The organism is Sphingopyxis macrogoltabida (assembly GCF_001314325.1).
Classification (GTDB): Bacteria; Pseudomonadota; Alphaproteobacteria; order Sphingomonadales; family Sphingomonadaceae; genus Sphingopyxis; species Sphingopyxis macrogoltabida.
In genome coordinates, this window is the sequence record NZ_CP009429.1 from 1,064,752 (window position 1) to 1,091,143 (window position 26,392).

At 59.6% G+C, this 26,392-nt stretch carries 24 protein-coding genes; 17 read left to right on the forward strand and 7 right to left on the reverse strand.

Annotation, left to right across the window (positions count from 1 at the left end; all coding sequences use genetic code 11):
• The first annotated feature begins 9 nt into the window (after positions 1–9).
• Together LH19_RS05180 and LH19_RS05185 are read left to right on the forward strand one after the other, a co-directional pair.
• Complete coding sequence (locus LH19_RS05180; protein ID WP_054725425.1) at positions 10–438, forward strand: DUF6915 family protein; 429 nt, start codon at positions 10–12, stop codon at positions 436–438.
• A 303-nt stretch (positions 439–741) separates the two neighbouring features.
• A complete protein-coding gene (locus LH19_RS05185) occupies positions 742–1,131 on the forward strand; it encodes a single-stranded DNA-binding protein (protein WP_007688363.1) in 390 nt (129 codons plus the stop codon).
• A gap of 115 nt (positions 1,132–1,246) precedes the next feature.
• Here the strand turns inward: LH19_RS05185 and LH19_RS29360 are convergent, their stop codons facing one another.
• Positions 1,247–1,477 carry a DUF6437 family protein gene (locus LH19_RS29360; RefSeq protein ID WP_234716089.1) on the reverse strand — a complete coding sequence of 77 codons (231 nt, stop codon included), beginning with the start codon at positions 1,475–1,477 and terminating at the stop codon, positions 1,247–1,249.
• Positions 1,478–1,800: 323 nt separating this feature from the next.
• Between LH19_RS29360 and LH19_RS05195 the strand changes: the two genes are divergently transcribed.
• Positions 1,801–2,037 carry a hypothetical protein gene (locus tag LH19_RS05195; RefSeq protein ID WP_054725432.1) on the forward strand — a complete coding sequence of 79 codons (237 nt, stop codon included), beginning with the start codon at positions 1,801–1,803 and terminating at the stop codon, positions 2,035–2,037.
• Positions 2,038–2,139: 102 nt separating this feature from the next.
• On the opposite strand, the gene LH19_RS05200 is transcribed toward LH19_RS05195, so the two are convergent.
• Positions 2,140–2,334: a hypothetical protein gene (locus tag LH19_RS05200; RefSeq protein WP_020820072.1), complete on the reverse strand. Its 195-nt coding sequence runs from the start codon at positions 2,332–2,334 to the stop codon at positions 2,140–2,142.
• Positions 2,335–2,390: 56 nt separating this feature from the next.
• Here LH19_RS05200 and LH19_RS05205 point away from each other — a divergent pair, with 56 nt between their 5' ends.
• From LH19_RS05205 to mobF, 4 genes are all read left to right on the forward strand, one after another.
• Complete coding sequence (locus tag LH19_RS05205; RefSeq protein WP_054725435.1) at positions 2,391–2,591, forward strand: hypothetical protein; 201 nt, start codon at positions 2,391–2,393, stop codon at positions 2,589–2,591.
• Positions 2,592–2,775: 184 nt separating this feature from the next.
• Positions 2,776–3,108, forward strand: a complete 333-nt coding sequence (locus LH19_RS05210; RefSeq protein WP_054725438.1) for a hypothetical protein — start codon at positions 2,776–2,778, stop codon at positions 3,106–3,108.
• A complete protein-coding gene (locus LH19_RS05215) occupies positions 3,098–5,494 on the forward strand; it encodes a type IV secretion system DNA-binding domain-containing protein (protein ID WP_054725441.1) in 2,397 nt (798 codons plus the stop codon). The genes LH19_RS05210 and LH19_RS05215 overlap by 11 nt, the downstream gene beginning before the upstream one ends.
• Positions 5,495–5,531: 37 nt before the next feature.
• Entirely contained in the window at positions 5,532–8,456 is a 2,925-nt protein-coding gene (gene mobF, locus LH19_RS05220; protein ID WP_054725445.1) for a MobF family relaxase, read from the forward strand.
• Between the two features lie 334 nt (positions 8,457–8,790).
• On the opposite strand, the gene LH19_RS05225 is transcribed toward mobF, so the two are convergent.
• From LH19_RS05225 to LH19_RS05235, 4 genes are read right to left on the reverse strand one after another with little or no spacing between them, the layout of a single operon-like run.
• Positions 8,791–8,988 carry a DUF6961 family protein gene (locus LH19_RS05225; protein ID WP_054725448.1) on the reverse strand — a complete coding sequence of 66 codons (198 nt, stop codon included), beginning with the start codon at positions 8,986–8,988 and terminating at the stop codon, positions 8,791–8,793.
• The gene (locus LH19_RS29365) at positions 8,988–9,323 is read right to left on the reverse strand and encodes a DUF5818 domain-containing protein (protein WP_054725451.1); all 336 of its coding nucleotides are present in this window, start codon (positions 9,321–9,323) and stop codon (positions 8,988–8,990) included. Before LH19_RS29365 ends, LH19_RS05225 begins: the two co-directional genes overlap by 1 nt.
• On the reverse strand, positions 9,287–9,712 hold the full coding sequence (locus tag LH19_RS27765) for a thermonuclease family protein (protein WP_082395429.1): 426 nt from the start codon (positions 9,710–9,712) through the stop codon (positions 9,287–9,289). The genes LH19_RS29365 and LH19_RS27765 overlap by 37 nt, the downstream gene beginning before the upstream one ends.
• 12 nt (positions 9,713–9,724) lie before the next feature.
• Positions 9,725–10,366 (reverse strand): S24 family peptidase, encoded by a 642-nt coding sequence (locus LH19_RS05235; protein WP_031286149.1) that lies wholly within the window; start codon positions 10,364–10,366, stop codon positions 9,725–9,727.
• Between the two features lie 406 nt (positions 10,367–10,772).
• Here LH19_RS05235 and LH19_RS05240 point away from each other — a divergent pair, with 406 nt between their 5' ends.
• The 5 genes from LH19_RS05240 to LH19_RS05255 are packed head-to-tail and all read left to right on the forward strand — an operon-like array spanning position 10,773 to position 17,643.
• Positions 10,773–11,669 (forward strand): WYL domain-containing protein, encoded by an 897-nt coding sequence (locus LH19_RS05240; RefSeq protein WP_054725453.1) that lies wholly within the window; start codon positions 10,773–10,775, stop codon positions 11,667–11,669.
• Positions 11,662–12,120: a BREX-3 system P-loop-containing protein BrxF gene (gene brxF, locus LH19_RS28415; RefSeq protein ID WP_158514397.1), complete on the forward strand. Its 459-nt coding sequence runs from the start codon at positions 11,662–11,664 to the stop codon at positions 12,118–12,120. The genes LH19_RS05240 and brxF overlap by 8 nt, the downstream gene beginning before the upstream one ends.
• A gap of 21 nt (positions 12,121–12,141) precedes the next feature.
• Entirely contained in the window at positions 12,142–15,873 is a 3,732-nt protein-coding gene (locus tag LH19_RS05245) for a DUF6079 family protein (protein WP_201258420.1), read from the forward strand.
• Positions 15,874–15,878: 5 nt separating this feature from the next.
• Complete coding sequence (locus LH19_RS05250) at positions 15,879–17,228, forward strand: hypothetical protein (protein WP_145923363.1); 1,350 nt, start codon at positions 15,879–15,881, stop codon at positions 17,226–17,228.
• Between the two features lie 13 nt (positions 17,229–17,241).
• A complete protein-coding gene (locus LH19_RS05255) occupies positions 17,242–17,643 on the forward strand; it encodes a hypothetical protein (protein WP_054725459.1) in 402 nt (133 codons plus the stop codon).
• 56 nt (positions 17,644–17,699) lie between these two features.
• Here the strand turns inward: LH19_RS05255 and LH19_RS29370 are convergent, their stop codons facing one another.
• Positions 17,700–17,840, reverse strand: coding sequence for a hypothetical protein (locus LH19_RS29370; RefSeq protein ID WP_234716212.1), 141 nt, complete (start codon positions 17,838–17,840; stop codon positions 17,700–17,702).
• Between LH19_RS29370 and LH19_RS27775 the strand changes: the two genes are divergently transcribed.
• The 5 genes from LH19_RS27775 to LH19_RS05280 all read left to right on the forward strand — a co-directional run bounded on the left by LH19_RS27775 (position 17,782) and on the right by LH19_RS05280 (position 26,388).
• Positions 17,782–18,482, forward strand: a protein-coding gene (locus LH19_RS27775) for an IS5 family transposase (protein ID WP_234716168.1) whose coding sequence is annotated in 2 segments (ribosomal slippage) — positions 17,782–18,058 and positions 18,058–18,482 — 702 coding nt in all. Because the reading frame shifts where the segments join, the coding sequence is not laid out codon by codon here. The genes LH19_RS29370 and LH19_RS27775 overlap by 59 nt on opposite strands.
• 62 nt (positions 18,483–18,544) lie before the next feature.
• Positions 18,545–20,872: a DNA methylase gene (locus LH19_RS27780; RefSeq protein ID WP_205626792.1), complete on the forward strand. Its 2,328-nt coding sequence runs from the start codon at positions 18,545–18,547 to the stop codon at positions 20,870–20,872.
• Entirely contained in the window at positions 20,869–23,682 is a 2,814-nt protein-coding gene (locus LH19_RS05270; RefSeq protein ID WP_054725464.1) for a DEAD/DEAH box helicase, read from the forward strand. The genes LH19_RS27780 and LH19_RS05270 overlap by 4 nt, the downstream gene beginning before the upstream one ends.
• Complete coding sequence (gene pglZ / locus LH19_RS05275; RefSeq protein WP_054725467.1) at positions 23,679–25,682, forward strand: BREX-3 system phosphatase PglZ; 2,004 nt, start codon at positions 23,679–23,681, stop codon at positions 25,680–25,682. The genes LH19_RS05270 and pglZ overlap by 4 nt, the downstream gene beginning before the upstream one ends.
• Positions 25,672–26,388 (forward strand): hypothetical protein, encoded by a 717-nt coding sequence (locus LH19_RS05280; protein WP_054725470.1) that lies wholly within the window; start codon positions 25,672–25,674, stop codon positions 26,386–26,388. Before pglZ ends, LH19_RS05280 begins: the two co-directional genes overlap by 11 nt.
• The last annotated feature ends 4 nt before the right edge of the window (positions 26,389–26,392 follow it).

A 26,392-nucleotide genomic window follows, 5' to 3' on the forward strand; every position in this document is an offset into this window, starting at 1 on the left:
AGACCCGGCATGGCACACTGCTACTACCACGCTCTCTCGTCAGTCCGAAAATGGGGCGGCACGGTCGATGACTATCTCCCGCTGCACCAGTGGTTCGACCAGTCCAAGGCTATCCTGGCAGACCCCCGACATCGCGCGCTGCGGCACCATGCCGAGGGGATATTCATGCTGGAGGCGATCTTCGGCGAGACCCTCGTGAATGCCGATAGCCGGGTTGTTCCGGTGCGTCTGGTCGGCGAGCAGCACGTACGCGAAGACTTGGGCTCGATCCCGTCCTTTGCTGACTGGGCGCGCTTGATCACGCCGCAGGCCTGGATGCTTCGAGGCAACCCTCTGGACGGCGCTGAAGGGGTGACGATCGATATGCCTGTCCCCGGCGAAGCAGTTGCGTCCAGGACCAGGCCACCTGCTGGAGGAGCGGTCCCCACCGTGATCTAGGAAGGGGTTCTCCGGTGGAGGGCTGGCGGGGGAATGATCCGGCCAAGACCGGAGGGAAACGAGGCAGGGCAAACCTGTTCACGGCATCCGGATCCACCCGGCTTCGATACAAACCTGTCCCTGAATCACCCCCCGTCGAGACGCGCAACCCGGATCAGGTCCGGCCGAGTTGCCGGGCTTTGCCCGGCTGCCCGCACCACCCGAACCAGTTCCGGGTTCCCCTCCGGTGCGCTTCGCCGCGGGGCGCTTCTGCTCGGGTTTGCAGCCGGGATGGACCCGGAATGCTCGATCAGGAGAAAGCCCATGACCAATCTCGTTATTCTCGTTGGCCGCATCGCTCGCGACCCCGAAACCCGCACCACCCAAGGTGGAACCAGCATCACCTCGATCTCGGTCGTCACCGACCGTCCCGCCCGCAAGGATGGCAAGACCTACAAGGACGAGAACGGCTACACCGCCAAGGACAGCGAATTCCATCGGATCACCTGCTTCAACGGCCTGGGCCAGAACGTCGCCAAGTATTGCACCAAGGGCCAGCTCGTGACGGTCGAAGGGCGTATCCATTACACCCAGTGGGAGGATCAGAGCGGCACCAAGCGCTACGGCTGCGAGATCATCGCCGACAAGGTCGACTTCCTCACCAAGGGCCGTTCGGGCAGCAACGAGGGAGCACCCGATATCGACGAGGACTGAATGTCCTTACCCCACGACAAGGCCCCGGTGGCAGACGCCATCGGGGCCTTTTCTTTTGCTCGGGGACTATGCGGCGGCGCGGGGCATCAAACCCCTTGCCGCCGCTGGGTGGGCCTTAAGCGGGAGCGATCCGCTTCAGCGTTTCTTCGATCCCGAGTGCCATCGATGCGCGCACGATCTGACGCAGTTGTGCCGCTTCGATCGTCTCGGCGCCGCACTCGATCAACACCTTGCCGAGTTCGGTCGCTGCCTCTTCGCGAAGACGAGCTTCCTCGCTTTCGAGTTGGGCACGCTGTTCACGCAGCTTCCTGAGCGCATCGCGTGCAGTGGGTTTGGACCTGGCCATAGGGTTTCCTTCTTGCTGGCCGTTGGTCCCCTCCGCTGACGACATTGGCATTCCGGACGCGTGTAGGAAAACGGTTTGTGGGGCGATTGGTGCGCTTTCCCGCTGACGTTGGAGAGGTCTCTCTCGCAGAAAGGCCAAGTCTGATGCGGGCTTTGGGGCTGCGTCAAGGACGACGGGGCCCCACCATTTTTACCGGGCAAGCCCGGCAAAAATCGTTGCCCCCATCGCCGCTTCGCGGCCGCTTGCGCGGTCCCTGACCCAGCCCGTCACCCACATCTCTCGCAACCCCTGATGCGATGCATCGAACATCAGGAGGAAAGATCATGTACGCTTCGCTGAACATTGCCGATGCCGGTCTCAAGGTAGATCAGGCTGCTTTCGTTGCCGCACTGGATCAGGCCCATGCCCGGTCCTTTCACAGCTACTTCACGCAGTACATCCTGACCGACGACGAGGCAGGCTACATCGCTGTCGATGAAGGGGATTACGGCGCGCTGCCCAAGGCCTTGTTGGAGCGTGTCATTGATACGGTGCCGGGCCGGCTCAGCGATGAATTCTGACCCGCCGGTTTGGGAGGAAGTCCGTCAGGGCTTCCTCCTTTCTTTTTGCTCGCAGCCCTTTGCAGACCACGTCAGACCAGGCGCAATTGTCGATGGCCGACTTCAATCCTGGGCATCGGGTTTGTCCAGGTCAGCAAGTCGCTCTGGCATTTCCAGGACCTTCAAAGCCGCCGCCTCGATCGCCTCTGCCTGTGTGGGGAAAGCCTCGGCCGAACTGATTGACACCCCGTTTGAATAGGTGATCGTCGCTTGGAAGCCGTTGCCCTTGGGTGTCGCGCTCAGTGTGACCTGGGTCATGCTCAGGCTCCTCGTTGCCTGCTTTCAGACAACCATCATAGGCCCTGGTCCGTTCTGTGACTATCGAGATCCGGGCGACGGCAGCCCGCGAGCCATCTCAAGAAATCGGCATCGCAAAACGCATCGTCCGTTACTGGCTCAATGGCTGGTTCCTGACCTTGCAGCTGGGGACTGGGGAGCACACCCTACGCGACGGGTCGCAGGAAAAGAAGGAAGGGAAGTGGCGTAAATACAGATGCATAGGCGGAATTTTCTGAAATGGCAGCTTCTCCGTCAAAAATGACTTGGGTGGAAGTGATCCCGTGGATTTGACCAAAGCCGGACCGAGAATGGCGGAATTCCATCAGGTTGCGACGTTCTTGACATGTTCTTGAATCTGACTTAGTGTCGCTCCTGCCTTTCGCAGTGTGAATCGGGCTCCTGACCATAAGGAGTCCGTGCATGACACGGCCAATCTGTCTCCAGGTTTACATCTCCAGCGAGCTTAGCTCGCTGATCCGTAAGGCTGCCAAGGCCAAGGGGATCAGCATGAGCGAGTGGGTTCGCGCCTTGCTCGCCAATGCCTGCACCGAGGACGATCTTGCGTCCCGGCTCGACGCTTCCATTGAACGCATTTCACGCCGCTCGATATTCCTCATGGTCGGTGTGGATGCGCTGCTGGCGGGGCACCCCGATCATGCTCTTCGCAGCCGGGCTCACCAGGCTTATGCGCGCAAATGCAAGGAGCTCGGTCTCTCCACGTCCGCCGGCGAGGGAGGTTCCGATGAAGCGTAACCTCGTCAACTTCACGCGCGGCAGCCAGCTGCTCGGACACTTCAGCTTCATGTTCGCGGCGGGTCTCAAGGGCCCCCTGATTGTCGCCGCGCTTGTGATCACATGGACCTCGTGGTGGACCATCTCGGCAGGTCTCACCGACCACGAAGTCTACCTGGTCTGGATGCGGATCTACGCCGCCATCTACGGCTTCATGGAGTTCGATCCTGCCAAGCGGATCACTCTGGAGACAGCCTTCGGCGCGACCATTCAGTTTCCGATTTCGCAGCTCGATCATTATCCGCCGGTCGTCCATGCCTGGGAGAAACTCACGGCTCTGCTGAGCAGTGCCTTGTGGCGTTCCGGGTTCCTTTTGGTCCCCGCTTTTGCGGTCTTCTACTGGTTCGCTGAGCGGTTCGGTGGTCGCTCCAAGGAGCGCAAGCACGAGCGCGGCGCGATGCTTGTCACGCTCCCCGAGCTTGTCGATGAACTGACCACCCACAACCGGCGCGAGCGCACCCGTGAGCTCGATCAGGCTATGGGCTGGAAGTGGCGGCTCAGCCTGCCGCGAGAGATCGCCCGGGTCTTTCCCTACCGGCCATCGCATATTGCCACGGTCGCCTATCCATGGCGCCTCGAGCAGAGCCACGCGATGCTCATTGGCACCACCGGCATGGGCAAGACCGTGGCGATCTCGGATATGATTGCGGAGGCAAGAGCCAAGGGCCAGCGCTGCATCGTCTTCGATTTGACCGGCGCCTTTATCGAACATTTCCATGCGGCCCACTGCGACATCATCCTGAACCCGCTGGATGCGCGCTGCCCCCAATGGAGCCTGTTCGACGAATGCCGCACTGAGGGGGAGTTCTGGGCAGCTGCGGATGCCCTGGTACCCCATGACGGGGGCGGCGAGGCGCAGTTCTGGGTGATCGCCGCCCGTGCCCTGTTCGTCGAATTCTGCCTCAAACTCCTGGCCGATGGCAGGGCGAGCAACGAAGCACTTGCCCGCGAGCTAATGACCGCGGACCTGTCGCGCGTTCATGCCATGATGCGTGGCACCATAGCCGATCCACTGACCGCACCGGAAGCCGCCCGCATGGCGGAATCGATCCGCGCCGTGTTCAACGTCAATGCCAAGGCGCTCAAGTTATTGCCGGCTACCGGGCCTCGCTTCTCGGTCCGAAAGTGGATCGAAGAGGGCGCAGCTGGAGTTCAGGACCAGGGCTCAATCCTGTTCATATCTGCCCGCTACGTCGACATGAGCGTCTGCGCGCAGCTGCTCACGCTCTGGCTCGATACAGCGATGAATACGCTTATGACTGGCCCACGCACCCGCGATCTCAAGTGCTGGTTCTTCGTCGATGAATTGGGGGCATTGCATCGCCTGCCAGCCCTCGAGAAAGGACTGCAGACAGCGCGCAATTTCGGCGGCGCTATTGTCCTTGGCATCCACGCCTACGCCAAACTCAAGGAAGTCTACGGCGAGAACATGGCGATGACCCTGTCATCGCTGGCCCGGACGAAACTGATCCTCGGCACCGCCGACCGGGAAACGGCTACCTGGTGCTCCGACTTCATTGGCCATCGCCAGGTGCGCGACATGGAGGAGGGCTACACCTACGGCTACAACAATGCCCGTGATGCGGTGAGCCTCACCCCGCGCAAGCACATCGAGCCGCTGCTGCTGCCCGACCAGTTGATGAACCTGCCGCGGCTGTCCGGGTACATCAAGTTCCCCGATGGTTTCCCCGCCGCACCCGTCAGGCTCACCCCGGTCAACCGGCCCAAGCGAGCGGAGACCTTCATTGCCCGGGTGAAGGATGGCCCAAAAGCTCCGGTTGCCGAGCCTCAGCCGCCGGCACAGCAGGCGCGGCAGTCGACAGCATCAACGGGCAATGAGCATCCCTCGTCTAACGACGATGGGGCGGGCAAGCCGGTCGTGCCCAAGCAGGGAGAACTGGCCCTCGACCAGAGGCAGCAATCCGAGCCGAAACAGAAGCCTGACGCGCACGTAAAGGATTTGCGGCAGCCCGTTGAAAGCAGGCCCGGCAAGACGCCGAAGGAGCAGGAACGGGCCGCTCGATCGGGGAAAGAGAAGGCGGGCAACGCCAAGCGAGAGAGTTCGAACACCCGAACTGAAGCAACGCCTAGAAAGGCAGGACCCTCCGCCCGCCCGCTCCTCCCGACCGGCGAGGCCGCCGCGACGCAGGATCAGTCAGCTACTCCCAAGGGCACTGCTCGGGCTGGAACGTCGGAAGCGAAGCCGCCGCAAGAGGGTAGGCCGGACAATTCTAAAAGCACCGGCTCCAGCGATGCAGCAGCGCGCAAGCTGATGCTCGAGGATGGGCTGCGCGAGCAGGAACCGCCGCCGATGACGGGGCCCGACCTCGGCGACATGGAGATGTGAGCATGTCACCGATTGCCACCGCTACGGGAGACGGTCGATGCTGTCGGTAGCCAACGTCCGCACCGCGGGCGGCGCGGCCAACTACTTTGCTGCCGACAACTACTACACGCGGGCCGATGCCGACCGCTCCGGCGAATGGCTCGGGAAGGGCGCTGCCGCGCTGGGGCTAAATGGGACCGTAGACGCGCGGCAGTTCGAGGCGATCCTCAAAGGCATGCTGCCCGATGGCAGCCGGGTTGGCAGTGACAATCGGGCGCATCGGGCAGGGACCGATCTCACCTTTTCAATGCCGAAAAGCTGGTCGGTCCTCGCGCTGGTGGGCGGTGACAAACGGATCCTCGATGCCTACGCCGCGGCCGTCCGGGAAACCCTGCGCTGGGCCGAGAAAAACCTCGCGGAGACCCGGATGGATGTCCGCGGCAGGGAGCGCGTCGTGCAGACCGGCAACCTTGCGATCGCGCTCTTTCAGCACGACACCAACCGCAACCAGGAGCCCAATGCGCATTTCCATGCCGTCATTGCCAATGTGACCCAAGGGCCGGACGGCAAATGGCGGGCGTTGCGCAACGATAAGCTTTGGCAGCACAATACCCTCCTCAATGCCATGACCATGGCCCGGTTTCGTCTGGACGTGGAGAAGCTCGGCTACGAGGTTGGGGAGTTCGGCAAGCACGGTAACTTTGAGGCTGTCGGGGTGCCCAAGGCCGTGCGTGATGCCTTCAGTTCCCGGCGTGCAGAGATCCTGGAGGCAGCGGCCCAGATGAACTTCTCTGGGCCAGGCGTCCTGGATGCCGCAACCTTGATGACCCGAGCAGAAAAGGGACGGATCGAGGATCGCGATGCGCTGACGCAGCAGTGGCGGGAGACCTCCGCGAGGTTCGGCTTTGATCCCGCCGTGGTCATTGCCAGAGCCAATGCACGCAGTGCGCAGGACCTCGGAAACGTGACCGGCTTTGGCCCTTCCGTGCGAGCGCTTGTCCGCCAAGGGCAAGCCCTTGCAGCCACCTTTGCCGAACGCCTGGGCCTGCGTGAAGGCGATCCGCTGATACCTGCACGTATGGGTAACCGCAGCGTGGAGCAGGTCGCCGCAATCCATGCGGTTGCCTCGGCTGTCCGGCATCTGGGCGAGCGGGAAGCAGCCTTCACCCGCTCGGAGATCTATCGCGCGGCGCTTGGCTTTGCGCTGCCGACCTCGCTCGCCGAGATCGAGCACCGGGTCGACCAGCTCGTGCGTCAGGGTCATCTGGAAAGGGGCAGGGGAGGCGACCGGGACCTCCTGACAACGCGCGATGCAATCAGGCTTGAGCAACGTATCATTGCGGCGGTCGAAAGTGGGCGCGGTGTGGTCCCGGCGATTGTCTCGCCCGACCTTGCCGGCGAACGCCTGCAGGCCCTCTCCCAGATCAAATACGGGCTCACCTTGAACGCTGGGCAGGAAGGGGCGGGGCGGTTGCTGCTTGGATCGCACAACCGCATCGTCGCCATCCAGGGCGTCGCCGGTGCGGGCAAGAGCACAGTCCTCAAGCCCGTGGCGGACATTTTGCGCGAGGAGGGCAGGGCCGTACTCGGGCTCGCTGTGCAGAACACGCTGGTCCAGATGCTCGAGCGCGAGACGGGTATTCCGTCGATGACTGTATCGCGGTTTCTGCGCCAGCACAGCGACCTGCTCGAAGGGGCTGACGCGGCTCGCCTTGCCGAGGCGCGCGCAGCTATGCGGGGTACTGTCGTGCTGCTCGACGAAGCATCGATGGCCGGCAATGCCGACAAGGAAAAGCTGGTGCGGCTGGCCAACCTGCTCGAGCTCGGCCGCTTTGCCAGCATCGGTGACCGCAAGCAGCTTGGCGCAGTCGATGCCGGTAAGCCGTTTGATGTGATGCAGCAGGCCGGAATCGAGACTGCGGTGATGGACACTAACCTCAGGGCGCGGACCGAGGCGCTGCGTAATGCCCAGCAGGCTGCCCAAGAGGGACGGATCGAGGACGCCATGCGTCATCTGGCGCCCCAGGTGATCGAGGTGGGAAACGGAGCTGCCGTCGAGGCTGCGGCGGCATGGTTGTCGCTCCCATCAGGGGAGCGCGAGGCAACCGCAATCTATGCTTCGGGCCGGGTCCTGCGCGGCGCGGTGAACGAAGCCGTACAGACGGGCCTGAAGGCAAACGGGGAATTGGGACCTGGGGCGATGCGCCTCAGTACCCTGTCACGCGTCAACGTCACCCGCGAAGAGCTGCGTTATGCCAGCACCTATGCGCCCGGCATGGTGGTCGAGGTCGCGCGCCGCCAACGGGGGCAGGGCCTTTCTCCCGGCGAGTATCGCGTGGTCTCGGCCGACATCGCGCGCGAGCGGGTCACGCTGGAAAACGAGCGGGGGCGCCAGTTCGAGCTTCGTCCGGGCAAGTTCCGGCCACAAGGTGAGCAGGATGCACTGCGGCTCTTCGAGGTGCGTGAAATCGACATCCACACTCATGACCGGATTCGATGGACAGAGACCGATCACAAGCGGGGCCTGCTTAATGCCGACCAGGCTCGGATTGTTGCAGTCGACAGCGCCGGGGTGGTTGTGAAGACATCTCTCGGTGGAGAGCACAGGCTGGAGCAGGGCGACCCGATGCTCCGCCGTCTCGATCTCGCCTATGCGCTCAATGCCCATATGGCTCAGGGGCTCACCTCCGATCGCGGCATCGCGGTCATGGACAGCCGTGAGCGCAATCTGGCCAACCAGCAGACGTTTCTCGTGACGATCACGCGGCTGCGCGATGGCCTCACCCTGTATGTCGATAATGCGGGCAAACTCGAAGCGGCGGTCGAGCGCAACGCCGGAATGAAGCGCTCGGCGTTGGAGACGGTTGATCTGCTCCGCGATGCAGCCGCCAAAGGGCAGGCAAAAGACCGTGCGCCTGCGCCTGAACGCAAGCCTCCAGAGCTCGATCGCTCGATCGCCAAGCCCTTCGAGATCGGCATATAGTGTCGCCACTTCCACACCTCTCCGCACGCCGCTGGTTGACGATAAGTTCTTTATTTGTTCTCATGGGCGCATGCGCCGAATCTCTGACGACCTTTTTCTGACCCACCTCGAAGTCGCCCTGGCCGTTGCGCCAGAGCACACCCTCGCTCGCCTCAATGCCGATGATCCGCGTGTGCAGCGTGGTGCGCGTGTCGATCTTGCTCGCCATCTGGTGGAGCGCATGCGTGGTTTCAGGATCGAAGGCGATGCCAGTGGCCCATCCAGCGCGCAGACATGTCTGTTTCCAGGCGATCTATCGCCGATCGGATGAACGAGACGGTAGCGTCGAAGACGGCTACTGCAGCCGGGCGCCATCACGGTTTGAGGTCAGCTGGACAATCCGCTCAGCGATGGCCTGCCACGCACGAATTCCTGCCTGATCGCCCGCGAGAGCGAGAGCGCCAATCTGTTCGGCGACGTGCAACGGTGCCTTGTCGCCATGGGTTCGCAGGACATGGTTGGCACAGGCCCAGAGTTCCCAATCGCTGAGCATCAAGAAAGCTGCCCCGCAAGGCCGGCCAGGGTCGCCAGAAGTCCGTAAATCACGAAACCACCAACGAGCAGGCGTTCGATTGGAAGCTGCATTCGGCGAGGTTGGGCTGTCCCTGCCGGCCAGACCTGCTTGCAGATCAAGCCGTTGAAGCCCGCACGGTGGCCAGTGACCTCGACCTCGCGGCCGACAAGGCGTCGAGCTGACCTTGGCGCATCCAGTTCCCAGTGGCCGCCGCCTGCCTGGAGCAAGAGGCCAAGCGGCCCTTCGACGAGCTCCCCACGAAGGTGTAGGTCGGGGCTTACCGGCACGCTGGCCCTTTCCAGTAACGGTCCCATCGCAGCACCGTTCGCGTACGGATCATTGCGCAGGAGAGATCTGCGCCGGAGGGCAGGCGGCACCAGGCAGCCGTGCGGCTTCCGCCTGCAGAACCTTCCGAGCGGCACGACAGCCGCGGACCTCGAACCACAATGTGACCGGTCTGGATCGTCCCGCGCGCGCCGCCCATCAGCTGGACGAGCGTATCGCGTGCCTCAATCGCCGTGGCATCGGGGCAGGGCTGATTGGTGCGGCAGCTGCCATCCATTTCCCGGGCAGCGATGCCAGCGATGCGAATGCGGGGCCCTTCCGCACACCATACCGGGCCATCGCCATCCCAGACATGGGTTGGTGTGCAGGTGAAGGTCTGACTGGAGGCGACGATCGAGGCGGCAAGGAGGGCAAGCATAAGATGACCTCCTTAAAGCGCCCGTCCGAACCAGAGAACCCGTCCGACGATGTTGAGCGTCCGCTTTTCCAGGCCGCGCCAGCTCGGATAGGCCGGGTTGTCGCTCAGAACCGAAGCGCGCTTGCCCTGCGGTTCGAGGGCAATCCGCTTGACGCTCAGCATGTCATCCATCCGCAGGACATAGATCCCGTCTCTCAGACGCGCCTGGCCATCTGCAAGATCGACCATGACCTCGTCACCATCGTGGAGGGTAGGCTCCATCGAGTCGCCATGCACGGCGATGATCGACAGGCTCGATGCCTTGCTGGCGGTCAGCCGGCGTAGCCACTTCTCATCGAAGCCGAATTGCGCGGATTTGGATTCCATTTCGGCCAGAGCGCCGTGGCCAGCCGATGCCTCGACATTGAGAACGGGCACATGGACCAGTTCGACGACCGGACCTGAGCGACGGGCAGGGGCACCAAGCACCTTCTCGTCCACCCCGAAAAAGCGGGCGAGCACCGAGCGATCCTGCTCGTCCAGGTGTCTCGGGCTGCCGCGGCGAATGTACTGCTGGATATAGGCTGCGTTGCGCCCGAGCAGTCGCGAAACCGAGGAATAATTGCAGCCTCGTTGCTGGATCAGTTCGTCCAAGGCTCTGCGTGCGTCGTCCATGACTGCCAGTCCTATCGCGGGTGCCTAGGAAAATCGATCCTAGACTCTAGGAACCTTTCCTAGTAGGAACATAATAAGAACACAAGTGCAAAGCGAGTCTTGAATCATGGGGCTTCTGGAGCAGATCGAGGAATATCTGGCGCGAACCCGGACGTCGCCGAGCACCTTCGGTCGACACGTCGTCGCTGATCCTCGCTTTGTTCATGACCTTCGGGAAGGGCGTAAACCAAGGCGGAAAACTTGCCAAAAAGTCTCGGATTTTCTCGCAGCGTCAGAAAGAGTTAACAGGGGGTAGATAGGCCCAGCAGGCTCTTCATCGGCTTCGAATCCCATTGCATCGGCGCTGAGCATCCAGTAGGTCTACCCGTACAGAAACTGGTTTAGACTAGTTTCTTGGGGGGCGGGCATGGACAGAGAATTGGGATTGCGACGCGGAGTCGAAAGTCGCCTCGAATTCATCGAATTCAGGCTCTTCTGGGAGGGCCATGTCAACCGAAGTGACCTAGTCGAGGTTTTCGGCGTTTCGATCAACCAGGCTTCGACAGATCTGAACAGGTATCTCGGCCTGGCTGAAGCGAACATGGTCTACGACAAGAGCGCCCGGACCTATGTTCGCAGCTCATCTTTCAGTCCGGTTTTCCTCAAGCCGGATGCTGGGCAGTATCTTGCCCAGCTCAGATCGCTCTCGGATGGAGTCATCGCCGCCGACGATGGCTGGATAGGAAGCCTGCCGAGTTTTGCATGTGCGCCGACCCCCGCTCGGGGTGTTTCGCCCAAAATTCTTCGGGCGACGGTGACTGCGATCAAGCGGCACGAGGCGATCGAGGTTTTCTACCAATCCATGTCATCCCCCGAACCGGCCTGGCGGTGGATCGAACCCCATGCATTGGTGTTTGACGGGTTCCGATGGCATGCACGCGCGCATTGTCCACGCAGCGGTGCCTTCAAGGATTTTGTACTTTCTCGCATCGCCGAAACGCGCGCATCCAAGTCGACTGAAGCCGCTGGATCAGCCGATCGCGAGTGGGAGGAGCAGGTTGAGCTAAAGATTGCGCCCCATCCCGAACTGAGCGCTGGCCAGCGCAAGGCGATCGAGCTCGACTACGGCATGGAAGCTGGCGTGACGACCATCACGGTCCGGCGGGCGCTCCTCTATTACGCGCTCAAGCGGCTCGGATTAGACACGGACCCCGCCGCGCGTAGGCCCCAGGATCAGCAGATCGTGCTGCTGAATGCAGCCGAAATTCGTTCGGGGGAACGAGCGGGGGGCACGTCTGAGGCAGAGGGGGCGCAATATGCTTGAGCGATTGCGGCAGCTTACTGAAGACGCTGCAACATTGAACAGCAAGCTGATCCTTGTGGTTGCGAACGCTGGCGGTGGGAAGACAGACATCCTGTCTCGCTTTGCCGAGAGCGAAGGGGCGCCCTTGATCAATGTCGGCCGCGAATTGTCGCGTAAGCTTTTGTCAATTCCGGCGATGCAGAGAAGTGTCGAAGTTATGCCTTTACTGCGGGATTTGATCGATCAGACGGATTGTGAAAAGTGTGTGGTTCTCGATAATATCGAGATCCTTTTCGAGGAAGATCTTCACATTAGTCCGGTCGATGTTCTGAAAAAGCTTGCCCATGCTCGCCCCCTAGTGGCGGCCTGGCCAGGAAGTTTCCGGGATGGCCGACTGACCTATGCCCGGACCGGGCATCGAGAGCACTGCGAGGCGCCAATCGATGGTGCCGTCGTATTCGAGTTAAATTGAGCTTTGAGGGGAATTTCCGAGATGACCATGCGGTATGGCGATCTCATTCAGTTTGAGCCGATTGAGTCAGTTATCCAGCTTCTGGATGCCAATCGCCCGGACGAGGCAAAGAAGCTCGTTTCGACCTACGTCATTTCGGATGACATGGCTGAGCGGATCGCCATGCAGATGATCCCCCAGCTCTCGTTCGATGAGGCTGTCGACCACAAGGGCGTCCTCGTGGTCGGGAACTACGGGACCGGTAAGTCGCACCTGATGTCCGTGCTCTCGCTAGTCGCTGAAGATGCCGGATATGTATCCATGATCCGCCACCCCAAGGTGGCCGAGGCGGCCAGCGCGATCGCAGGCAAGTTCAAAGTGCACCGGATCGAGATTTCGAGCCAGATGTCGCTGCGCGATATCATCACGCAGCAGCTGGAAGCATTTCTCGAAAAGCAGGGGGTTAGCTTCTCCTTCCCTGCTGCCGACAAGGTCATCAACAACAAGGCCGCTTTCGAGGAGATGATGGCGGCCTTCGCCGAGGTCCATCCCAACCACGGCGTGCTGCTGGTGGTCGACGAGTTCCTCGAATATCTGCGATCGCGCAAGGATCACGACCTCGTTCTGGATCTTTCCTTCCTGCGCGAGATTGGCGAGGTTGCGAAACATCTGCGCTTTCGCTTCGTGGCGGGCGTCCAAGAAGCCATCTTCGATAGCAGTCGCTTTCAGCACGTCGCCGACAGTTTGCGGCGTGTGAAGGATCGCTTCACCCAGATCTTGCTGGCCCGGCAGGACGTGAGTTTCGTGGTCGCTGAGCGTCTTCTCAAGAAGACCACAGACCAGCAGGACAAAATTCGCTCCTACCTGACCCCATTTGCGAAATTCTATGGGTCCATGAATGAGCGCATGGACGAGTATGTCCGGCTCTTCCCGGTCCACCCAGACTACATCGGAACCTTTGAGCGTTTGGTCTTCACCGAGAAGCGCGGCGCCCTTGTCACGCTCCGCGATCAGATCCAGGCCATCCTGAAGGATCAGGTGCCGGAAGACCGACCGGGTCTGATCGGCTACGACAAGTTCTGGGAAACCGTGACATCCAATTCGGTTCTGCGGGCAGACCCGAACATTGGGCCCGTCCTGAAAGTCTCCGAAGTGCTTTCGGAGCGTGTCTCGAAGGCATTTACGAGGCCTGCGTACAAGCCGATGGCTTTGCGCATCATCGATGGTTTGTCAGTCCACAGGCTGACGACCGGCGGAGACATTTATGTTCCGGTCGGTCCGACGGCTGAAGAGCTTCGCGATACGCTGTGCCTGTTCCAGCCCGGTATCGAAGACATGGGGGGCGAGCCAGAAGCAGACCTCCTTTCCCTAGTGCAGACTGTGCTGAGGGAGACGCTAAAGACGGTCAACGGCCAATTCATCTCCAAGGCGGCCGATACCGAACAGTACTATCTCGATCTGAAAAAGGACGTCGACTACGATGCCCAGATCGAGAAGCGTGCGGAGGCGCTGTCAGACGATGCCCTTGATCGTGCTTACTACAGCGCGATCCGTCAGCTTATGGAACGTACTGACGACACTGCCTACGTAACCGGGCATCAGATTTGGCAATACCAGATCGAATGGCAAGAACGCCGTGTCGAACGCAGCGGGTATCTCTTCTTCGGTGCCCCAAACGATCGACCCACTGCCCAGCCTGAGCGCGATTTTTATATCTATTTCATCCAGCCTTTCGAACCTCCGCGGTTCAGGGATGACACCAAGGGGGATGAGGTCTTCTTCCGCTTGAAGGGCCTGGATGAGGCGATCAAGCGACATCTCTCCTTCTACGCTGCGGCGCAGGAGCTCGCTTCGACCGCCAGCGGCGGTGCGAAGACAGTGTACCTCGATAAGGCCAAAGACGCCCTGCGGGACATGAGCAAGTGGCTGCAGGAAAAGCAGATGGCGGCCTATGAGGTCACCTATCAGGGCAAGAGCAAGACCCTGCAGGAGTGGACCAAGGGTGTCTCGCTGCGTGACAAAGCGCGCCTGGGGCCTGACGAGCGCATCAATTTCCGTGACGTCGTGAATGTCATTGCCGGCTTGGCGCTGAACAATCAGTTTGCCGAGGTTGCGCCTGAATACCCCACCTTCTCGGCGCTGGTCACTGAAGCCAACCGCAAGCAGTTGATCGGAAATGCGCTGCGCGCCCTGGCAGGTGGAAATCGAACGAAGGATGCCGTCGTCATCCTCGACGGTCTCGAGATGCTCGACGGCGATCGCATCGATCCGACCCATTCTCGGTATGCGAAAGAGGTCCTCGCCCGGCTGAAAGCTAAGGGGCGTGGCCAGGTCCTGAACCGGTCAGAGCTCGTCAGCGGCGAAGCCGAAGTCGAGTATTTTGCACCGACCAAATTCCGCCTTGAACCCGACCTCATGGTCGCGGTGTTGGGTGGACTTGTTTACTCGGGCGACATCGTTCTGGCGGTCACGGGCGACAAGGTCGACTCTGGAAAGATCACGCTGCTCGCCGAGCGGCCGCTCGAAGAGTTGAAGCAGTTCAAGCACGTCGAGGCGCCGAAGGAGATCAACGTCGCAGTCCTCCGCTCGCTGTTCGAGATGTTGGGCTTGCCGCCCGGGCTCGCGCAGCAGGCTACGCAGGGCTCGGACGAACCAGTTAAACTGCTTCAGGAGGAGGTCGGGAAGCTGACGCGGCGCGTGCTCAGCGCCGCCACGGATATGTCTGGTCGACTGAGCTTCTGGGGGCAGTCGCTGCTGCGGGAAGAAGAGATCCGGGACTGGCGCACCAAGCTTGATGCGCTCAAAGCCTTCTCAGAGAGCCTGGCGCCTTACAATACGGTCGGTAAGCTAAAGAATCTTCGCATCGGCTCCGACGATATTGCGGCGCAGACTAAGAACCTCGAAATCCTGCAAGCTGTTGAGGGGATGCTGGAGCTGGTCGCCGAGCTCGGCACCACGGCCAGCTATCTGTCGCAGGCCGAGATGGTCCTGACCGCAGACCATGATTGGGTTCGACTGGCGCAGGATGAGCGCAAGAAAGTCCTCGAAAAGCTCGCGGCCGACCGAACTGCGCAGAACGCGGTGGAATACCGGCAGGCGCTGGCCAAGCTGAAGAAGGATTACATCACCGCCTATGTCGGGCTGCACAGCAAGGCACGCCTTGGGGTCACGGAAGAGAACACGAAGTCGGCGCTTCGCAAAGATCCGCGGCTCGTCGCAATGCGGGCTCTGGCTGGTATCTCGTTGATGCCGACCAGCCAGCTGACGAGTTTCGAGGAGAAGCTGGACAAATTGAAGAGCTGCGCATCCCTCGTGGAGTCCGAGCTGTTGGCGAGCCCTTGGTGCCCGCACTGCGGCTTCCGGCCGGCGAACGAGCAAGGCGACCTACTTCCGGCTTCAAACATCCTGAAGCAGCTCGACGACGAGCTCGACAGATTGATCGGTGGCTGGGCGCAGACCCTGCTCGACAACCTCGACGATCCGATCATCCAGGAGAACTTTGATCTCCTGATGCCTGCTGCCCGCTCCATCGTCGATGGCTTCATTTCGTCGAAGGCTCTGCCGGACCCTGTGACGCCCGATTTTGTCGCCGCCGTTCAGGAGGCGCTGTCTGGGCTGGAGAAGATCAACGTGAGCGGCGCAGACATAAGGCAAGCGCTGCTGCAAGGAGGGTCGCCGGCAACGCCAGACGATCTGCGCAAGCGCTTCGAAACCTTCCTGAATGAGCGCTGTAAGGGCAAGGACACGACCAAACTTCGCTTTGTGGTGGAGTGAAGTCCATGTCCATCCAAGCTGTCACGGACATCGATGTCTTAGCGCTCGCGGTTCGGGACCGAGAGTCTCGTCGACTGGTTGAGGAAGCGATTACCGCCTATCGCGGAGGAGCGCTCCGCTCCGCAATTATGTCGGTTTGGATCGCAGTCGTGCACGACATCTTCTCGAAGGGGCGGGAATTGGCCGGTCAGGGAGATGCGGCATCGATCGCTTTTGTTGGGAAGCTCGACAATGCGATTGAACACAAAAACATCGTGCAGATGCAAGCGCTGGAACGTGAACTACTAGATACGGCAAAAGACGATCTGCAGCTTGTTACCCCGCATGAGCACGAGACGCTGAGGAGGATCCAGGAGGATCGCCACTTGTGCGCCCACCCGGCATTCATCACGGAGGACGAGCTATTTCAGCCGTCCCCTGACCTGGTCAGATCGCATATCGTTCACGCTTTGCAGTGTCTGTTGATCCACGCGCCGCTGCAGGGAAAGAGCGCACTTAACCGCTTCAAAGCAGACGTCCTCAGCCCCTCATTCCCGTCAACCGAGGAAGGCATCAGGACCTTTGTAACGGCCAAATACCTCAACCGCTCTAAAGACGCTTTGGTGGCAAACCTGATCAAGGTTCTGCTGAAGGCGCCGTTCTTAGAAGGAGAGGAGGAACTGCTCAAGAAGAAGCGCCAGCTCGCATGGACCCTTAGCGAGGTCGCGGCAAAGAAAACGGGGATTTTCGAGGGTATAGCGCGTCCGTTCGTCGGGCAGTTTTTTGACGGGGTAGATGATGGCCGCCTTCTGAACATTTGCACTTATATCGGCGCTGAGCAGCAGCTTTGGGGCTGGCTCACCGATCCCGTTAAGCTGCGCCTTGTGCGACTAATTGAAGAATGCACGATTGAAGACCTGAAGGACCACCTGGTTTTCGACGCATTCACGATCCCTGAGTTAGCGGACACGCTGTTGGCAAAGTTCACTAGCTTTGAGGCACCCGACCGCATCAAATTATTGTCTGACAATCCCTGTCGGGAGTTTGTGCCGTTCGGCATCGACATCTACGCTACGGCGAGCAGCTATAGCGATGCAGAAAGGCTTGGGCAGACGGTCGTTATTCCCCTCGCGCCTCATTTTGGTGTGGATGACATCGGGCATTTGCTCGATGCTGTGCTTGGGAATAGCCAGATCTCTTACGCGTCGGGGACGGCGCACGTCCTCCTAGAGGTTCTCAAGCTGACATCAGCGACTCTGCCGGCATCGCGAAACCATTGGCAGCGTTTTGTCGATGAAATGACCGCCCAGCATGGCGGCAAGACTGACACGCCATACTCCTATCCCAGCATTCGCGCGAAGCTAGACGCGGCGTAAAAGGTGACTCCAAATGAATGACCTCCTTAGCCATCATACCGGCACGAACAAGAAGGACCAGGTTGAGTGCCTTGGTATTGTCTTCCCGAACGAGGATGCCCGGCGGGAGCATTTCCTGAAACTGCTGGCCGAAAAGCTGAAGGATCCGGCGTTCCGCAACCAAGAGGGCTTTCCGCAAGGAACGGATGAGGCGATCCTAGCGATGTCGGATCCGCCTTACTATACGGCGTGTCCGAACCCGTGGTTGACTGATTTCCTTGAATATTTCGGGCAAGCTTATGATCCGAAAAAGGAATATTCACGCGAGCCGATGGCTGTGGACGTTTCCGTTGGAAAAAGCGACCCCGTCTACAAGGCGCATTCGTACCACACCAAGGTTCCCCACCTGGCGATAGTTCCGTCCATCCTGCACTAGGGTTAAAACCCAATCAGCCTCTTGAAATTGCTTGTATGTATTGATTCAAAGGGCCTTCACCGCAGCGGGAGGCCCTTCACGATGTCGCGTTCTTTATTCTGGTTGTCGGACGAAGCTTGGCTGGCGATCGAGCCGTACTTGCCCCGGAACCAGCCTGGTGCGCGACGGGTCGATGACCGGCGGGTGATTTCGGGCATCCTTCATGTACTGAAATCCGGCTGCCGGTGGTGCGACTGTCCGGCAGACTATGGACCATCGACGACGGTCTACAACCGCTTCAACCGCTGGTCGCGGCGGGGGTTCTGGACGAAGTTGCTCGATGCCTTGGCAGGGGCGGGTGCGGTGACGAAGAGCACGGCGATCGATAGCACCTACATCAAAGCCCAGCGCTCGGCCTTTGGTGGAAAAGGGGGCGCCAGACGCAGGCGATCGGTCGTTCTCGCGGCGGCTGGACAACCAAGATCCATGCCCTGACCGACGTTCTCGGCCGCCCCTATGCCCTTATGCTGACGGCGGGCAATGTCAGCGATGTGAAGGCTGCACCGGCACTGCTCGAACGCGCCGGACCGATGCGCTACCTGCTCGGCGACAAGGGCTACGACGCAAACCGGCTGCGGACGTCCTTGCGCGAGAATGGCACCAGCCCCGTCATTCCGGGTCGCCGCAACCGCAAGCGAGCCATCCGATACGATCAGCACCGCTACCGTAGCCGGCACCTCATCGAAAATGCCTTCTGCCGGATCAAAGACTTCCGTCGGATCGCCACACGCTACGACAAGCTCGCCGCCAACTTCCTGTCAGCCGTCGCGCTGGTCACTACCTTGGCCTTCTGGCTCTGAATGAGTCTCAGCCCTACACCGAGCCTGGCGATGTTGTTCTCGACGGGTTTGCCGGCTCCGGCATGACCGGTGTAGCTGCGCAATGGTGTGCAGTCGCACCCGCACAGTACAAGGCCATGATCGAAAGTGAATGGAAAGCGGCAGGACTAGAGGCTCCCAAGTGGGGGGGGAGGCCGACGATCCTCTCTGACATATCTCCGGTTGCAACATTTATTGCGGACAATTACAATCACTCACTCGATATTGAGTCATTTCTAGAAGAAGCTAACCGAATATTTTCGGAGCTCGAGTCCGAGTACGGTTGGATGTACGCGGTTCATGACGGATCACGTATCGGGAAAATCGGCTTCACGGTTTGGTCTGAAGTGTTCCATTGTCCCGAGTGCGCTGGTGAAATCCTATTCCACGATCACGCACTAGATACATCGGGACGTGTCAAAGACACAATTGTCTGTCCTCATTGCGACGCCGATTTAGGAAAGCGCGAGCTGGAGCTCGCATTCGAGACCATTCTCGACCCAGGGACAAAACAGGAAAGGCAACGCCCAAAGCGACGCCCCGTTTTGGTTAGTTATACAAGCTCAAAGAAAAAATACGACCGGAAGCCGAGTGATGATGATCTGAATATCATCAAACGGGTGGCCGACATGCCGTTTCCTGTCAATGCGCCAACGAATGAGTTTCCCGACATGCAAATGACTCGGGTTGGCCGGATGCGGACGACTAAGGTTCAAAACATACATGACCTCTTCTTGCCGCGCTCACTTCAGGTTCTGTCCGGATTTTTTGCAAAGGTGCGAGAGGTCAAGGATGCGAATGTAAGAAGGGCGCTCACAATTATCGCCCAGCACCAGTTCGTAAATGCGTCGATTCTCAATCGATATCGCCCGGCATCGTCTTTTGGCAATTCACCTCTTACAGGTGTATTCTACGTTTCGTCGCTAGTAGCCGAAGCTAATGTCATTGATCTCCTGCGGGGTAGTATCAATCGAATTAAAAGAATGGAGAAGACGGCTTGGGGTAAGGGCAGGTCATGGGGGAAATCGGTATTCGTTTCAACGAATAGTGCTGCAAAAATTTGCGGCATTCCAGAAGGGTCAGTGGACTACATTTTTACTGATCCGCCTTTCGGAGAAAACATATATTACTCTGACTTGAATTATTTGACTGAGTCATGGCATGGTGTGATTACTGATCCTGACCGTGAAGCAATAGTGGATCGCGTAAAGGGGAAGGGAATTCCAGAATATCAAAGGTTGATGCAGGCATGTTTTGCGGAGTTTTATAGGGTATTGAAACCCGGTCGTTGGATGACTGTAGTATTTTCTAATAGTCGCGCGTCGGTATGGAACTCAATTCAAGTGGCGCTGCAACAGGTGGGTTTTGTTGTTGCGGAGGTCTCTACCCTTGATAAAATTCATTTGACATTTCAGCAGGCGATGTCGCCCAATGCCGTCAAGCAGGATCTGGTTATATCCGTCTACAAACCGAACGGAGGATTAGAGCAGCGATTATCGGAGAGGGGGGCTGCCCCTGAGTCTGCGTGGGATTTCGTCCAGACGCACCTGCGCCAGCTACCTGTCTCCAAGCAAAGAAATGGTTTGCTGGAAGTGGTGGTTGAGCGCGACGCTCGTCGCATTTACGATCGGATGGTCGCATGGTTCGTCCGTCACGACTTTCCGGTGCCTCTTTCAACTGAGGAATTCCTTGAAGGCCTTCGGAACCGCTTCCCCATGCGCGACGGCATGGCGTTCCTTCCGGAGCAGGTCGCAGAGTACGACCGCAAGCGTGCTCAGGCGGCGCAGGCACCCCAGATGGAGCTGTTTGTCTCTGACGAGCGCTCTGCGATCGACTGGCTAACCGACTTCCTGGGCAAGCGTCCATCTACCTATCAGGAGGTGCACCCTGAGTTTACAACCCAGCTTGGCGCAGGCTGGCGGAAGCACGAGGAAAGACCGGAGCTCTCGGCGCTGCTCGCTGACAATTTCCTCCGCTACGATGGCGACAATGACGTGCCGAGCCAGATCCACAGCTACCTCTCATCGAACTTCAAGGATTTGCGCGGTCTGGAGAAAGAAGATCCGCGCCTGAAGTCCAAGGCGAAAGACCGCTGGTACGTTCCCGATCCGAGCAAGTCGAAGGATCTGGAGAAGAAGCGCGAGCGGTCACTGCTCAAGGAGTTCGAGAACTACAAGTCCGTGTCCGGGCGTAAGTTGAAGGAGTTCCGTCTCGAAGTGCTGCGCGCGGGCTTCAAGACCGCGTGGGGGGCAAAGGACTACAAGACCATCATCGGCATCGCCCAGAAGATCCCTGAAGAGGCGCTGCAGGAGGATGAGAAGCTGCTGCTCTGGTACGATCAGGCGCTCACCCGCATGGAGGCTGATGCGTGAAGTGTGCGGGCGGTGGACATGGCATCGGCGATTGGTGCTGGCATGAACGACATGCCACACCCTGCCGTGTCGTTGATCGGGAGGAGATCTGGGGCGCAACCGCCTATCGGGTCTGGCTGCCCGGCAAGGACGCTGTCGTCCGGGCTCGCTCGACTGACCTGATGCCGCTTGAAGTCGTCCAGCCGACGGTCAATCAGATCCTGCACACCGCTGCGGCGGCGAAGCTGCTGGATGCGTTGGAGGACAACCTCCTTCTTGCGCCCATCCAGTCAAGCGTCGTGCCGCTGCCACATCAGCTCTACGCCCTTAACCGGGCCATGAGCCGAGACAGGATCCGATACCTGTTCGCGGACGAGGTCGGACTTGGTAAGACCATTGAGGCCGGCCTCGTCCTGCGTGAGTTAAAGCTTCGGGGCATGGCCCGCCGGATACTTGTCGTGGCGCCCAATGGACTGGTCAGGCAGTGGAAAGCTGAAATGCGTCTGCATTTCGGCGAACACCTCCAGTACATCGAGCCCGCTGAGCTTTCCGCGTTTCGCCAGTGGCATAGCGATGAGGAGAACCTCTGGCGGCTGCATGATCAGGTGATCTGCTCTCTGGACTCCGTGAAGCCGCTCGAAGGCCGGCGAGGGTGGAGCCTTGAACAGCTCAGCACCTACAATCGGGAGCGCTTCGAAGACCTGATTTCAGCATCGTGGGACCTGGTCATCATCGACGAAGCCCACCGCATGGGTGGCAGCACAGACCAGGTCGCGCGATATAAGCTCGGCGCTGCACTGGCGGAAGCAGCACCGTACCTACTGCTGCTGTCCGCGACCCCGCATCAGGGGAAGACCGATCAGTTCCATCGGCTGATGCAGCTGCTCGACCGGGACACCTTTCCGGACGAGAGCAGCGTCTCCAGCGAGCGGGTACGCCCCTTCGTCGTGCGCACAGAAAAGCGCGTCGCGATCGATGCCGAGGGAAAGCCGCTCTTCAAGCCGCGCATGACCCGGCTTCATCCAGTGGCATGGCAGGACCGCCATACGAGCCAACAGAAGCTCTACGAGGCCGTTACCGGCTATGTGCGTCACGGCTACAATCAGGCGATGGCCGCGAAGCAGCGGCACATCGGGTTCCTGATGATCCTGATGCAACGGCTTGTGACGTCCAGCACGGCGGCCATTCGGGCGACCCTTGAAAAACGCCAAGCCTTGCTGGATCAGCCGCAGCTTCAGCCATCCTTGTTTGAGACGGCTGACGTTGACGAGTGGGCTGAACTTGATGGCCAGACCCAGGTGGATCTCGCGATCCAGGCCAAGGGTTGGGAAATGGAGAAGGCCGAGGTCGAGACGCTGCTCGAGCTTGCCCGCGCCACGGAGGCGCAGGGAACGGACGCCAAGGCTGAGGCGCTTCTCGAGCTGATCTACAAGCTGCAGCAGGAAGAGAACGATCCTGAGTTGAAGGTGCTGGTCTTCACCGAGTTCGTCCCCACGCAGGCTATGCTTACGGAATTCCTCGAAAGTCGAGGCTTTTCGGTCGTCACCCTGAATGGGAGTATGGATCTCGAAGCGCGCAGCCGGGCTCAGCAGTCATTCTCACGAGATATCCGCATTCTGATCTCGACGGACGCTGGCGGCGAGGGCTTGAACCTCCAGTTTTGCCACGTCATCGTGAACTTCGACATGCCGTGGAATCCCATGCGGGTCGAACAGCGCATCGGTCGCGTCGACCGTATCGGGCAGCCGCACGTCGTCCGAGCGATCAACTTCGTTCTTGAGGATACCGTCGAGCATCGCGTGCGCGAGGTTCTCGAAGAAAAGCTCGCGGTCATCGCCGAGGAGTTCGGAGTAGATAAGGCGGCCGATGTGATGGATTCGGTCGAAGCAGAGCCACTTTTTGACGAGTTGTTTGTCCATGGGCTTCAGAACCCGGAAGACGTCGAGAGGGAATGCGACGCGGTCGTAGCACAGCTTCGATCGACGATCGCAGAAGGCCGGAGGAGCAACGAGCTTCTGTCCGATGGGCATCAGCTCGATCCGGACGATGCTCGCAAATGGAGAGACCATCCTGCGCAGTTTTGGCTTGAGCGGGCAATCACCACGGGGTTGTCTGCGCGGGGAGGAGAGGCGGTCAAAGAAGCTGATGTCTGGCGGGTGCGCTGGGCTGACGGAAGCGAGTCCACCAATGTCTGCTTTGATGCCAGAACGGCCGAGGAGCGGCCCGACGCCGACTGGGTGACGCTTGAATATCCTCGCGCTAGGGCACTGATCAGCGAGCTGCCGCGATGTGTTTCCGGGCAACCGCTTCCTGTCGTCCGGATTGCCGGACTTCCTGACAGCGTCCGGGGCGTATGGTCGCTGTGGGAAATCAGCTTGTCCGCAGATGTCTTTAGCAGGCGGCGCTTCCTTTCGGTCTTCGTGAATGACGAAGGGCGGACATTCCTGCCCACGGCCAAGCGGATATGGGATCTCCTCCTGACGGAACATGTCGAAAGCATCGGAGCGGTTGCAGCCGGTGACGCAAGTGGGTGCTTTGAAAGTTCAAGAGAAGCAGCGCTCGTCCAAGGCGAACGCATCTTTGCTGAGCTGATCGAAGAGCACGGGGTCCGTATCCAGGACGAGCGTGAACGGGCCAAGTACGCCTTCGATGCTCGACATCAGGCTATTGGCCGGATCGGACTACAAACAGTTCGGGATTATCGTCGCAAGCGTCTGCGCGCCGACCATGACGCCCGCATGGCGCAGCTCGATGCCGCAGAAGCTTATACGCCCGACCTCACCGCCGTTCTCATGTTACGTGTCGGCGCCCCCGAAGGGGATGGGCTATGAGTGTCTGGACTGACCGCATCTTGCGGGAGTTTCCTGCTGATCTCGCGCGTTTCTGGATCGCATGCGACCCGGACCTGGTATTGTTGGATGAGCACGTTCTGCAATCGTTGCGTGACCGCGGCTTTGAACTTGTGTCTTATGACGATCCCATGGCGTTCAGAGCCTACTATGAAGAACGCTACCGGTCCGCTTGGGATCAGGGACGAAATCCTCCAAGCGCTGCGTTGATCCTACACCTTTCGTCCAATGACAGTGACGTCCTGCCGTGGGACTACCTCAAGCAAGCGCGTACTGTTCGTCTCGGCCTCGCAGATCTGTTCGACAAGCTCAGCAGTTCAGTGCTGCGCCAGACCGGAGCGGTGTACTACGAGAAGCTGTACGATGCTCATCAAGCGCATGCGTCTCAGGTCCTGGGGGATGCAGCGACGAGCGACTTCATACTGACGCATGTCTTCAAGATCGTTCCGGTTCTCATCGACGATGAAGTCGCGCTCTGGCGTGAGGTATTCCGATTGCATCTCCGGGGCTGGAGTTTGCCAGCGGTACTAGCTGACAGGATGGCTGCGACGCTGCGATCGCGCTCAATTCTCGCGCATTTGCCGATTACGGAACTGGTTGAAGACAGAGCGTTCGCGCTGAGAACAATTCAGGCGGCATGGCTGGCATACCTGCAATCGTTTGGTGCGGCGCCAGGCGCATCTGGGACCCAAGATGAGGGCTCTGTCTCCAGTTTCGCGATTCCGTTCGACCATCCAGACATTCGCATGGTGGTCGACTCCCTGTTTTTGGATGGAAGCCTCGAACCGGTTGCATTCGAGGCCGCTTCGGCGCTCGCGCCGGCGTGGATTCAAGTCGGCATCAAGAAGGACGTCCAAGGCCAGGCTCAGTTCATTGCAGAAAGCGCCACTGCGCTTGCAGAGGACCTGCCCGGTGAAAGTGCTCACCATCGTGAATGGCTGTCGTTTGCACAGCGTATGGGGGATATCCTCTCTAAGTTTTTCGAGCTTCCAGTAGAGCTCGGGGATGATGTATCACTTCACGTCGAGCATCTTCAGCAATCAGCTGACGACAGTTTTCAGGGCTGGCTAGTTCGGCACTTTGCTGACCTACCTTCGCTCCCCGTATCAAAAGCTCCTGTCATGCTGCATCACGTTCCGCGGCACCTCAGTTATCGCCGCAACGAAAGTGGTGGTAGACAAGCTCTGCTTCTGTTCGACGGTTTGGCCATCGATCAGTGGTACAAAATTCGCGGGCGCTTGACCGCGAAGTTGCCATCCATCGAGATTGACGAAGGGGCCTGTTTTGCCTGGTTGCCAAGTCTAACCTCGGTCTCGCGTCAAACGGTCTTTTCGGGGCTCAGGCCACGCGAGTTCGCAGGAACGATAGAAAGCACAGCTGCGGAGCCGACTTTATGGGCCAAGTTTTGGCAAGATGCTGGACTTCGCCGGAATGAAATCGTCTATCTCAAAGGCGTGAAACGCCGCGAGGACCTGTCGCGGATTGCTGATGCGGTTAGTGGTCCAAGCATCAAGATCGCCGGAATCGTCGTCGATATGGTCGATGAGATCGTTCATGGCGCGATCCTGGGTAAGCGAGGCATCGCCAGTCAGATTGATGATTGGTGCGACACCGGTTTCGTGGATCAACTCATCACGCTGCTTCTCGACCAAGGCTTTGAGATTTTCCTGACATCAGATCACGGTAACGTCGATGCCAAAGGGATCGGCCGACTGAGCCAAGGGGTCCTTTCCGAAATAAAGGGGGAGCGGGTCAGGGTCTACCGAAGCGCCGACCTGGCATCCTCAGTGCCTGCCGATCTTGATGCCTTTAGGTTCGACCTGCCGGGGCTTCCGGTGGATTTTCTCCCTGTTTATCCAAAGGGGAGGGGGGCCTTCACAGGAGTGGGGGATCGCGTGGTCGCACATGGCGGAATGTCAGTTGAAGAGCTGATAGTCCCCTTCGTCCGCATTACGCAGCAGAGTTCAAGCCATGAAAAGTGATACCGCGCCCCAGATCGGCTTCGACCGGTATATCCAGTTGGACTGGGCTCGATCCGCGCTCCGTGTGCGAGCCGGCCTCGAAACTTTGGAAGAACTGACCGCCCTGATTGACGCAAGCCATACAGGCACTGCGGCTAAGAAGAAGACACGCACAGTGTTGAACCGACTTTGGTTGGAACCGAGGTCGGACATCGAGAATATGTGTGATCGTGCCGTGGCTATCTACAAATCTGACCCCAGTACCTCTGTGGCGGCACTGACTTGGGGAATGGCAATTGCGACCTATCCATTTTTCGGAGCGGTCGCCGAGATCGTTGGAAGACTGCTCCGCTTGCAGGGTGAATGCTCGTCAGCGGAAGTCCATCGCCGGATGGCGGAGGTTTATGGTGAGCGAGAGGGAACCCGTCGGATGACCAACATGGTGCTCCAATCCCAAGCAGATTGGGGCGCGATCGAGCGAATGAACAAAGGCAAAGACATCACGGCGCGGCGCGAGCCCATGGCTCTTACGCCAGACTTGGAGCTCTGGCTGGTAGAGGCGGCTTTACGCCATGCTGGCCGAGGAATGCCCATAAGCTCGGTCTCGACGACACCAGTGCTGTTCCCGTTCAGTTTCAGTGATCGCCTGGCCTATAACCTCAGCCAGGATGAACGGTTCGCTGTCCGAGTAGACAGTGCCAGCAATCGCATTGTCGCCTTGGTGTGAGTTT

Excerpts from the sequence above, each read along its gene's own strand:
- LH19_RS05240 (WP_054725453.1), top strand. The coding sequence starts at position 10,773 with ATGGACAGAGAATTGGGATTGCGACGCGGAGTCGAAAGTCGCCTCGAA.
- LH19_RS27765 (WP_082395429.1), bottom strand. The coding sequence starts at position 9,712 with ATGCTTGCCCTCCTTGCCGCCTCGATCGTCGCCTCCAGTCAGACCTTC.
- LH19_RS05250 (WP_145923363.1), top strand. The coding sequence starts at position 15,879 with ATGTCCATCCAAGCTGTCACGGACATCGATGTCTTAGCGCTCGCGGTT.
- LH19_RS05245 (WP_201258420.1), top strand. The coding sequence starts at position 12,142 with ATGACCATGCGGTATGGCGATCTCATTCAGTTTGAGCCGATTGAGTCA.
- LH19_RS05180 (WP_054725425.1), top strand. The coding sequence starts at position 10 with ATGGCACACTGCTACTACCACGCTCTCTCGTCAGTCCGAAAATGGGGC.
- LH19_RS05215 (WP_054725441.1), top strand. The coding sequence starts at position 3,098 with ATGAAGCGTAACCTCGTCAACTTCACGCGCGGCAGCCAGCTGCTCGGA.
- pglZ (WP_054725467.1), top strand. The coding sequence starts at position 23,679 with ATGAGTGTCTGGACTGACCGCATCTTGCGGGAGTTTCCTGCTGATCTC.
- LH19_RS29360 (WP_234716089.1), bottom strand. The coding sequence starts at position 1,477 with ATGGCCAGGTCCAAACCCACTGCACGCGATGCGCTCAGGAAGCTGCGT.
- LH19_RS05280 (WP_054725470.1), top strand. The coding sequence starts at position 25,672 with ATGAAAAGTGATACCGCGCCCCAGATCGGCTTCGACCGGTATATCCAG.
- LH19_RS29365 (WP_054725451.1), bottom strand. The coding sequence starts at position 9,323 with ATGGGACCGTTACTGGAAAGGGCCAGCGTGCCGGTAAGCCCCGACCTA.
- LH19_RS05200 (WP_020820072.1), bottom strand. The coding sequence starts at position 2,334 with ATGACCCAGGTCACACTGAGCGCGACACCCAAGGGCAACGGCTTCCAA.
- mobF (WP_054725445.1), top strand. The coding sequence starts at position 5,532 with ATGCTGTCGGTAGCCAACGTCCGCACCGCGGGCGGCGCGGCCAACTAC.
- LH19_RS05225 (WP_054725448.1), bottom strand. The coding sequence starts at position 8,988 with ATGCTCAGCGATTGGGAACTCTGGGCCTGTGCCAACCATGTCCTGCGA.
- LH19_RS05195 (WP_054725432.1), top strand. The coding sequence starts at position 1,801 with ATGTACGCTTCGCTGAACATTGCCGATGCCGGTCTCAAGGTAGATCAG.
- LH19_RS05210 (WP_054725438.1), top strand. The coding sequence starts at position 2,776 with ATGACACGGCCAATCTGTCTCCAGGTTTACATCTCCAGCGAGCTTAGC.
- LH19_RS29370 (WP_234716212.1), bottom strand. The coding sequence starts at position 17,840 with ATGCCCGAAATCACCCGCCGGTCATCGACCCGTCGCGCACCAGGCTGG.
- LH19_RS05235 (WP_031286149.1), bottom strand. The coding sequence starts at position 10,366 with ATGGACGACGCACGCAGAGCCTTGGACGAACTGATCCAGCAACGAGGC.
- LH19_RS05185 (WP_007688363.1), top strand. The coding sequence starts at position 742 with ATGACCAATCTCGTTATTCTCGTTGGCCGCATCGCTCGCGACCCCGAA.
- LH19_RS27780 (WP_205626792.1), top strand. The coding sequence starts at position 18,545 with ATGACCGGTGTAGCTGCGCAATGGTGTGCAGTCGCACCCGCACAGTAC.
- LH19_RS05255 (WP_054725459.1), top strand. The coding sequence starts at position 17,242 with ATGAATGACCTCCTTAGCCATCATACCGGCACGAACAAGAAGGACCAG.
- brxF (WP_158514397.1), top strand. The coding sequence starts at position 11,662 with ATGCTTGAGCGATTGCGGCAGCTTACTGAAGACGCTGCAACATTGAAC.